Source organism: Alkaliphilus flagellatus (assembly GCF_018919215.1).
Classification (GTDB): domain Bacteria; phylum Bacillota; class Clostridia; order Peptostreptococcales; family Natronincolaceae; genus Alkaliphilus_B; species Alkaliphilus_B flagellatus.
On sequence record NZ_JAHLQK010000001.1, the window covers coordinates 1,049,521 to 1,059,145 of the forward strand.

General features: G+C 32.8%; 8 protein-coding genes and 1 pseudogene. All 9 read left to right on the top strand.

The window, feature by feature from the left end; translation table 11 throughout:
• Window positions 1-875: 875 nt before the first annotated feature.
• Window positions 876-2,585, top strand: coding sequence for an ABC transporter substrate-binding protein (locus tag KQI88_RS04910; RefSeq protein ID WP_246579108.1), 1,710 nt, complete (start codon window positions 876-878; stop codon window positions 2,583-2,585).
• An 88-nt stretch (window positions 2,586-2,673) separates the two neighbouring features.
• The gene (locus KQI88_RS04915) at window positions 2,674-3,639 is read left to right on the top strand and encodes an ABC transporter permease (RefSeq protein WP_216415201.1); all 966 of its coding nucleotides are present in this window, start codon (window positions 2,674-2,676) and stop codon (window positions 3,637-3,639) included.
• An 18-nt stretch (window positions 3,640-3,657) separates the two neighbouring features.
• Window positions 3,658-4,572, top strand: a complete 915-nt coding sequence (opp4C, locus tag KQI88_RS04920) for an oligopeptide ABC transporter permease (protein WP_216415202.1) — start codon at window positions 3,658-3,660, stop codon at window positions 4,570-4,572.
• 15 nt (window positions 4,573-4,587) lie between these two features.
• Window positions 4,588-5,571 (top strand): ABC transporter ATP-binding protein, encoded by a 984-nt coding sequence (locus tag KQI88_RS04925; RefSeq protein WP_216415203.1) that lies wholly within the window; start codon window positions 4,588-4,590, stop codon window positions 5,569-5,571.
• Complete coding sequence (locus KQI88_RS04930; RefSeq protein ID WP_216415204.1) at window positions 5,572-6,558, top strand: ABC transporter ATP-binding protein; 987 nt, start codon at window positions 5,572-5,574, stop codon at window positions 6,556-6,558.
• A gap of 39 nt (window positions 6,559-6,597) precedes the next feature.
• Window positions 6,598-6,789, top strand: coding sequence for a hypothetical protein (locus KQI88_RS04935; protein ID WP_216415205.1), 192 nt, complete (start codon window positions 6,598-6,600; stop codon window positions 6,787-6,789).
• A 122-nt stretch (window positions 6,790-6,911) separates the two neighbouring features.
• Entirely contained in the window at window positions 6,912-7,337 is a 426-nt protein-coding gene (locus KQI88_RS04940; RefSeq protein WP_216415206.1) for a MaoC family dehydratase, read from the top strand.
• A 468-nt stretch (window positions 7,338-7,805) separates the two neighbouring features.
• Complete coding sequence (locus KQI88_RS04945; protein WP_216415207.1) at window positions 7,806-9,356, top strand: glutathione ABC transporter substrate-binding protein; 1,551 nt, start codon at window positions 7,806-7,808, stop codon at window positions 9,354-9,356.
• A 122-nt stretch (window positions 9,357-9,478) separates the two neighbouring features.
• Window positions 9,479-9,625 (top strand): annotated as a pseudogene (locus KQI88_RS18555) (ABC transporter permease); the annotation flags it as partial.

The window sequence follows — 9,625 nt, forward strand, 5'->3', positions numbered from 1 at the left end:
GTTTTAATTATGCAAACTAAGCATAATATAAGTGAAGTTACAGGACTGCTTATACAAGATGTTAATGTTACGTCCATTTCCTTAGGTTATATGTTAGCTAATAATATTTTTACTACTTTACCTATGATAGCCTATTTAAGTATTGTTCTACTATTGATTATTTTAATCATAACTATATTACATTATTTTTCAAAGAAATTTAATAAGATCAATTACTTATTATTTGTGTCACTAGTTACTTACATTGTATTTATGAAGGGATTTAATAATTTTTATGACTATAGATACTCTATTATTTATCCTAAACTACTATCTTTTTATAACTCCCAATATATAGTTATTCTATTAATTCTATTATTTTCTTTGTTTGTAACCTGGATATTTAATAAAGAGACTCAGACAAAGAATTATTTAAAATTGACAATTATGTTTTTAACAGTATTTATCATATTAACAACTTTTACATATAGTCCTTATGTTATCTCAAAGGAAGTGGTGAACTTAAAGGCAACAGGTAGTAGATTAAAACTATAAAACTAAGGACTATTATCTGAATACTGAAAATTATTACAAATATTAAATAAAGTTATTGAAATTATTAATAAAATGTAATAAAATAAGGATTACTATTATTAAGGATCGATGAATATTTTTAAACTAATAACAAATAATAATAAATTTGAACCACTATATATAGTATAATCAAGCTATTTTGTATCTAGCAAGAAAAATAAAACATAGATATAGTTATACAAAAAATATAAATATTTATAGCATTTACGACTTTTAAAACTAAATTATAATTTGAAAGGGGGTATGCTTAAAAATATTTACTATAATTTTAAACCAATAAAAATATTTAAGGGGGAAACAGAATGTTGAAAAAAAGTGTTGTATTATTATTGATTTTCGCAATGGTAGTATCTACATTCCTTATAGGTTGTACACCTAAGGAACCGGCTGCGGTTGAACCGGGCCCAGGAAATGAAGTGGCAGAAGAACCAGGTGCAGTTTATCCAGGTTCTGAAAGAGGTAATGTGTTAACAGTAGGTGGAACAAGCCCGCAGGGTATATTTAACCCACTTACATCTAGTACAGTGTATGATCGATACATATACGAATTAATATTTGATCCATTACTACAAGTTGAGCCAAGTGGAGCTTTAACTACAGATGGTTCTTTAACTAAGGAATATAAAGTATCTGATGATGGATTAGTTTATACTTTCCATTTACGAGAAGGTATAAAATGGCATGACGGAACTGAAGTAACTGCTGATGACGTTGTATTCAGCTATAACACAATATTAGCACCAGATTATAAAGGTAGACTATATATCGCAGGGATGCAAAGTATAGTTGGTGCTAAGGATGTAAAAGATGGAAAAACAGAAGTTGCAGAAGGTATAAAGGCATTAGATAAATATACAGTTGAAGTTATTGTAGAAAAAGCTATGTCAGTTACATTAAGACAAATAGCAAATTTTTGCCCAGTACCAAAACACTATTATGAAAAAGCAAATGCAGAGGAAATGGCAGCTTTAGACCGCGATCCATTAGGAAATGGAGCATTTAAATTAAAGAAATATGAAGTTGAGCAATATGTAGAGTTAGAGCCTAACAAAGATTACTGGCAAGGTGCTCCAAAACTTGATGGTATTATATGGAAAGTAGTTGCTAACGAAAACGAATTAGCAGAGTTTGAAGTCGGTTCTGTAGATGCTGTAAACTTTGAAAACGCTAAGGAAAACTACGAGGTTATAGAAGGTTATGAGCATTCAGAATTAATTAATAACTGGAATAACGGTTATGCATATGCTGCATTTAACTTTACAAACCCAATTTTCCAAGACAAATTAGTTAGGCAAGCTCTTGTTTATGGACTAGATAGACATGGATTTGTTCAGTCCTTCTTTGGTGACTTGGGTGGTCAAGTTGCCCATACTCCAATTTCACCAGTATCCTGGGCATATCCAGACCTAAGCCAATTAAATGAATATAAATATAATCCAGAAAAAGCTGGAGAATTATTAGATCAAGCTGGCTGGGTAATGGGTAGTGATGGATTTAGATACAAAGATGGAAAGAAATTAGCATTTAAATGGACATCTTACAATGAGGCAGAATGGTCTACAAAGGTTAGTGCTCTAGCGGCAGAAAACTGGAAGCAAATCGGTGTAGATTGTGAAATCGTTTTAATGGACTTTAACTCTTTATCAGAGTTAACAAGTGATCCAGGTAATAAAGGTAAGTGGGATATTACTAATGCGGCTTGGAGTTTAACTGCAGACCCAGATATGTATTCTACTTTCAGTAAAACTACATTCCCTCCAGGAAACAACAAAGGATATTTCCAAAATGATAAAATTGAAGAATTAATGGTTAAAGGTCAAGCTGAATTTGATCAAGCAAAGCGTAAAGATATTTACTTAGAGCTTGCTAAAGAATTTAACGAAGAACTACCATATATATTCGTTTATGTAAGAATGAACCCATGGTTAGTAAACAAGAGAGTTAAGAACTTTAATCCAACAGAGTTTACTGAGTGGTCAACAAATTCTCATTTAATTGAAATAGTTAAATAATTAAAGGTCTTAATTAATTTTATATACATATAGCCTAGTCTCTCTAGGCTATATGTACTTACTAAACCTTACAGAAGGAGGATTATATATGGGTAAGTTTATTGTAAGAAGATTACTACAGCAAATTCCAATCTTGATTGGAGTTAGTATTTTGCTTTTTTCTATATTTCAATTAGCTCCAGGGTCTCCCCTAGCATCATTTTATTCAGATCCAAACATGACTGTAGAGCAACTTCAAAGATTAGAAGAAGCCTATGGGCTTGATAAATCGGGACCAGAACAATATATCGATTACATTAGTAATATGCTAAAAGGGAACTTTGGTAACTCAATTCAATTAAAGCAGCCTGTTGCAAAGCTAATAGGCGAAAGAATGTGGGCAACATTTTATATTTCCTTTGTGTCCTTAATTATAAGTTTAATAATAGCTGTACCTATCGGAGTAATTTCGGCGACAAAACAGTATTCAATCTTTGATTATAGTGGTACTGTATTTGCCTTAGTTGGAATATCTATCCCAACATTTTTCTTTGCATTACTTTTAATTAAATGGTTTGCTATTGATATTCGATGGTTTCCTATATCGGGTTTAGTAACTCCTGGTATGCCACTATCATTTAGGACAAACTTTCCGGACATATTTAAACATAGTATATTGCCTTTAGTAGTTCTTAGTTTAAGTGGTGCAGGAAGTTTTATGAGATATACAAGATCTAGTATGCTAGAAGTAATTAGACAAGATTATATACGTACAGCAAGAGCTAAGGGCTTAAGGGAAAAGGTTGTAATATATAAACATGCCTTAAGAAATGCTTTAATACCTGTAATTACACTTCTAGGATTTTCTCTACCTACCCTATTTTCAGGCGCATTAATGACTGAAATGGTATTCGTACTTCCTGGCATAGGTAAACTTCAACATCAAGCAGTACTGCAAAGGGACTATCCACTAATGATGGGGATAAATATGTTTTTAGCTATTTTTACTTTATTTGGTAACCTAGTAGCAGACATATCCTATGCATTTGTAGACCCTAGAATAAGAGTAGATTAAGAAGGGGGGGAAATATATATGATAAGTGAAAAAAAACAAAAAATAGATATTAATAAAGAGAAAAACTTAGCTACAGAAAGTACTGTAATAGGCCCATGGAAAATAATGTGGAAACGACTTAAAAGAAATAAATTAGCTATGTTAGGACTAATAGTAATAACAATAATGGCTACTGCAGCTATATTTGCACCATTTTTAACTCCCTATGGACGTGATGCTGTTAATCTTGTTAATTCAAATGCAAAACCTGGTAGCGAACATCTTTTAGGTACAGATTCACTAGGGCGAGATATTTTAACAAGACTATTATATGGTGGTAGAATCTCCCTAACTGTAGGATTTGTTTCAACAGGAATAAGGATAGTTCTGGGTGTTTTATTAGGAGGTATAGCTGGATATTATGGTAAAAGTATAGATAATGTAATTATGAGAGTTGCAGACGTTTTCGCTTGTTTGCCCTTTTTACCTATAGCTATTACGATTGTTGCTATGCTTAAGCCGAGTATTTATAATATTATGCTTGTAATAGGTGTTTTAGGTTGGCCAGGTATTGCCAGAATCGTAAGGGCAGAAATTCTGTCTTTAAGAGAAAGAGAATTTATGGAAGCTGCTACAGCACTTGGTATTAGCGATTTTAGAAAAATTGTAGCTCATCTTCTGCCAAATACTATGGCATCTGTAATAGTTTCTGCTACTATAGGAATTGCAGGAGCTATATTAACAGAATCCTCTCTAAGTTTCTTAGGTCTAGGTGTAGCTCCGCCAACACCATCTTGGGGTAATATGTTAACTGATGCTAAAAATCAATATGTACTTAAAAATCGTTGGTGGCAATGGATACCACCAGGACTTGCAATATTTATAACCGTTATGAGCTTGAATTTACTAGGGGATGGATTAAGAGATGCACTAGATCCAAGACTAAAACAATAGGTAGGAGGTGTAGATATGAAAAATTTATTGGAAGTAAAAAACTTAAAGACCCACTTTTATACAGAGGATGGAGTTGTACCAGCTGTAAATGGTGTTGATTTTAATTTAAAGCCAGGTCAAACTTTAGGAATAGTTGGAGAGTCAGGATGTGGAAAAAGTATTACTTCAATGTCTATTATGCGACTTATACCAACACCTCCAGGTAAAATTGTTGATGGAGAAATTATATTTGATGATAAAAATATAGTAGAATTATCAGAATCAGAAATGCGAAGAATTAGAGGAAATGATATTGCAATGATATTTCAAGAGCCAATGACTTCATTAAACCCTGTATTTACAATTGGAAGTCAAATCATGGAAGCTATAATGCTTCATCAAAATATGGATAAAAAAGCCGCACGTGAAAAGTGCATTGAAATGTTAAAAGTTGTTGGTATACCAAGAGCAGAAGAAGTTGTAGATGATTATCCCCATCAATTTAGTGGTGGTATGAGACAAAGAGCAATGATAGCTATGGCATTATCATGTAATCCAAAACTTTTAATTGCTGATGAGCCAACCACTGCTTTAGACGTTACTATTCAAGCTCAGATTATAGAGTTAATGAAAGAATTAAAAGAGAAGCTAAACACTGCAATAATGTTAATAACCCATGACTTAGGAGTTGTGGCAGAAATGGCAGATCATGTTATAGTTATGTATGCTGGAAGAGTAGTAGAAGAAGCTGAAGTAGTAGATTTATTTAAGGACCCAAAACATCCTTATACAGTCGGATTAATGAAATCAAAACCAAGCTTAGAAGGTGGAGCAAAGAGATTAGATGTAATACCAGGTAGTGTACCAAATCCTTTAGCTATGCCAGAAGGCTGTTCATTCCATCCAAGATGTAGTCATGCAATGGAAATATGCCAAAGTCAAGTTCCGGAATTAAAGTCTATAGATACAGGGCGTAAAGTTCGTTGCTGGTTATATGATAATGAAGGAGAGGTGGAATAGATGGCAGAACTAATAAAAGAAAATATGGACTTAGTCGTAGTTAAAAATTTAAAAAAGTATTTTCCGATAAAAGGTGGGTTTTTAAAACGAACAGTTGGTCATGTTCGTGCTGTTGAAGACATATCCTTCACCATTAAAAAGGGAGAGACTTTAGGTATCGTAGGTGAGTCAGGCTGTGGTAAGTCGACAACTGGTCGTACACTCCTAAAACTCCTAGAAAAAACTGATGGTGAAGTTTACTATAAAGGAAGTGAAATTTTCAGTCTTCCAAAAGAGGAATTAATTAAACTTCGTACTAAAATGCAGATCGTATTCCAAGATCCATATAGCTCCTTAAACCCACGTCTAACCGTTGCTCAAATTGTAGGAGAAGCTTTAGTCGAACATGGATTAGCTAAAAAGGGGAAGGAAGTAAACGATAGGGTTAGTGAAATTATAGAAAAATGTGGTTTAGCACCCTATCATATAAGAAGATATCCACATGAATTTAGTGGAGGTCAAAGACAGCGTATTGGTATAGCGAGGGCATTAGCACTAAATCCAGAATTTATAGTGTGTGACGAACCAGTCTCCGCCCTTGATGTTTCTATACAGTCACAGGTTATAAACTTACTGATGGATCTTCAGGAAGACATGGGACTAACATATTTATTTATTTCTCATGACCTTAGTGTTGTAAAACATATCAGTGACAGAATTGGAGTAATGTATTTAGGTAGCTTAGTGGAGTTAGCACCAAAAGACGAACTATATAAGCAGCCACTACATCCATATACACAGGCACTATTATCTGCTATTCCTATTGCAGATCCAACGATGAAGAGGAATAGAATTATTCTAAAAGGTGATATACCTAGCCCTGCAAATCCACCGAGTGGATGTAGATTCCATACTAGATGTCCCCATGCAATGGAAAGATGTAAAGAAGAGGTTCCTGAGTTTAGAGAGGTAGCTACTAAACATTTTGTAGCTTGTCATTTGGTATAATTTGTATTAATCTAAAACTAGTGTAACGGAGGGGTAGAAATGTTAAAGAAACAATCGCAGCAGAATCCAACAGAATATTGGGAAAATGGTCGAAATGAAAAAATAGAATTTGACTGGACTGATATTTTAGCATTTATTATAGCATTTTTCCAAGTTTTGTTTCCCTACGTTGTAGGAACTGTAGGATCTTTTCTATTAGTAGCTTTTCTTTTAAACCTTTGGATGAAATAATAAAGAAGATTTTTAATAAAAATAAGGAGGAATAACACCTCCTTGTTTTCTTGCATAAAGAAATATTTGGTTATATTATAATAGTAGCATTAAAAATATTGCTGAATAGGAGATGGGTTGTAATGAGAGGGAAAATAATTGAGGAATTAAATATTGGGGATACTGCATGCTTTGAAAAGACAATTACTGAAACAGATGTATACTTATATGCAGGAATTACTGGAGATTTAAATCCAGCTCATATTAATCAAAAAGAAGCAGAAACCAGTATGTTTAAAGGACGAATTGCACATGGAATGTTAAGTGCAGGGCTTATATCAGCAGTTCTTGGAATGTACTTACCAGGACCAGGAACTATTTATCTAGGTCAAGACCTTAAGTTTTTAGCTCCTGTTAGAATTGGAGACACTGTTAAGGCAACAGTAGAAATTATAGAAATAAATAGTGATAAGAAGAGGGTAAAGTTAAAAACTACTTGTACGAATCAGGACGACATAGTTGTATTAGACGGAATTGCTACTGTTATGCCACCAAGAGCAAAAAAATAATAAGTCTTAGGATTTGATGTTGTTATAATTTTAAAATTAAATATAAATATACTTAAAATAATACCTCGTATCCTATTGCAAGGTATTATTTTTTTATATATAAATATAAAATATTTAAACAATTCAGACCTAGGTCAACTTTGTTAAGAAAAGTTAAAAGTTTTTTAAAAAACGAGAAAAAAGTCTAAAAATCAAATTTAAATTAACGTGCCTTTAAGCATTGAGAAATACACATATATATGGTTGGTTAATAAAGTCACAAAGATGGTGATTTTCAAATATTAAGATATTTTAAAATTCGACAATTGTCCTTGCAATAAGCAGTAGAGAGATTATATAATGTTTTTAATCTAAAAAATTCAAATATGATGTCATTTGCAATTTTGTTTTTTACAATTGCAATTAGACGCAGCAATTACTACTTTTTTACCTAAAACAAAAAAATTTAACATCTAAGGAGGAGTAAAAATGATCAAAAACAAAAAAATGCTGGCATTATTAAGCATGATAATTGTATTAGCATTAGTAGCTGTTGGATGTGGAAACTCGGGTGACGGCGCTACTGGTGGTGCTAACGGAGGAGTAAAAGACACATTAGTAGTAGCTCAAAATTCAGATGCTAAAACATTAGACCCACATGGCACTAATGATAATGCATCTTCAAGGGTTACTAAGCAAATTAACGAGACATTAGTAGAACAAGATGAAAATATGGAGTTACAACCAGGTCTTGCAGAATCTTGGGAAAAGATTAATGATTTAACATTCGAATTTAAATTAAAGCAAGGTGTTAAATTCCATAACGGTGAAGAGCTTAAAGCAAGTGATGTTAAATTTACATTCTTAAGAGCTTTAGAATCTCCACATGTTGGACATATTGTAGGAGCAATTAATAAAGATGGAATCGAAATAGTAGATGATTATACAATTAGAATTGCTACTACAGAACCATTTGCGCCACTACTTTCTCACTTAGCTCATCCAGGTTCAAGTATTTTAAATGAAAAAGCTGTAACAGATGCTGGAAGCGACTATGGTCAAAAACCAGTTGGAACAGGTCCATTTAAGTTTGAAAACTGGGTAAATGGTGATGAAATTAGTCTAGTAAAATTTGAGGAATATCATGGCGAAAAAGCTAAGGTTGAAAAGGTTAAATTTAGAAGTATATCAGAAGCAACAAATAGAACTATTAACCTTGAAACTGGTGAAGTTGATATTGTATATGATGTTTTACCAACTGATGTTAAAAGAATAGAAGAAGATAAAAACCTAGTATTAATGAGACAAGAAAACTTATCAACAACATATATTGGATTTAACGTTCAAAAGAAACCTTTTGATGATGTGAGAGTACGTCAAGCTATTAACCATGCTATAGATGTTGATTCAATTATCGAAGCTGTAATGCAAGGTGTTGGAGAGCTAGCTAATGGACCATTAGGACCAAACGTTTGGGCTTCAAACCAAAAATTAGTGCCATATGAATACGATGTAGAAAAAGCTAAAGAGCTAATGAAAGAAGCAGGTCTTGAAAATGGATTTAAAACATCTATTTGGACAAACGATAACAAATCAAGAATGGATATAGCTGAAATTGTTCAAAACCAATTAAAAGCAATCAATATTGAAGCTGAAGTAAAAGTAGTTGAATGGGGTGCTTATATAGATGGTACAGCTAAAGGTGAGCATGACATGTTTATCCTTGGATGGACAGCAGTAACAGGAGATCCAGACTACGGTCTATATCCTCTGTTCCACTCTTCACAATTTGGAGATGCTGGTAATAGAACATTCTATGGAAATGCTAAAGTTGACGAATTGTTAGATAAAGCAAGAAAGAGTGCAGACCAAGCCGAAAGAGAAAAAGCATATTTAGAAGTTCAAGAAATTGTTAGAAATGACGCTCCATGGATATTCTTAAACAACGGTGAAAACGTTGATGGTTTAAGAAGTAATGTAAAAGGTTTCGTACAACATCCAGCAGGACATCATAGATTAGGTTCTGTGTACTTCGAATAAATTAATTGTAATTAATTATATGTTTATAGGGTCATAGTTGAAATGACCCTATACTCCTATATTTATATACTATACAAAACATGCTTTATAATAGCTTGAAAATTTAGAAAGGAGGATTTTAAATGCATAAGTATATATTAAGAAGACTTATTATGCTAATCCCTGTTATGTTAGGTGTATCATTTATAGTATTCACTTTAATGCATTTTACACCTGGTGATCCTGCAAGAATTATGCTTGGTGAGTCAGCACCAGTAGAAGATGTTTTA

Coding starts and splice junctions, on each gene's coding strand:
- KQI88_RS04910 (WP_246579108.1), top strand. CDS start 876: ATGTTGAAAAAAAGTGTTGTATTATTATTGATTTTCGCAATGGTAGTA.
- KQI88_RS04915 (WP_216415201.1), top strand. CDS start 2,674: ATGGGTAAGTTTATTGTAAGAAGATTACTACAGCAAATTCCAATCTTG.
- opp4C (WP_216415202.1), top strand. CDS start 3,658: ATGATAAGTGAAAAAAAACAAAAAATAGATATTAATAAAGAGAAAAAC.
- KQI88_RS04925 (WP_216415203.1), top strand. CDS start 4,588: ATGAAAAATTTATTGGAAGTAAAAAACTTAAAGACCCACTTTTATACA.
- KQI88_RS04930 (WP_216415204.1), top strand. CDS start 5,572: ATGGCAGAACTAATAAAAGAAAATATGGACTTAGTCGTAGTTAAAAAT.
- KQI88_RS04935 (WP_216415205.1), top strand. CDS start 6,598: ATGTTAAAGAAACAATCGCAGCAGAATCCAACAGAATATTGGGAAAAT.
- KQI88_RS04940 (WP_216415206.1), top strand. CDS start 6,912: ATGAGAGGGAAAATAATTGAGGAATTAAATATTGGGGATACTGCATGC.
- KQI88_RS04945 (WP_216415207.1), top strand. CDS start 7,806: ATGATCAAAAACAAAAAAATGCTGGCATTATTAAGCATGATAATTGTA.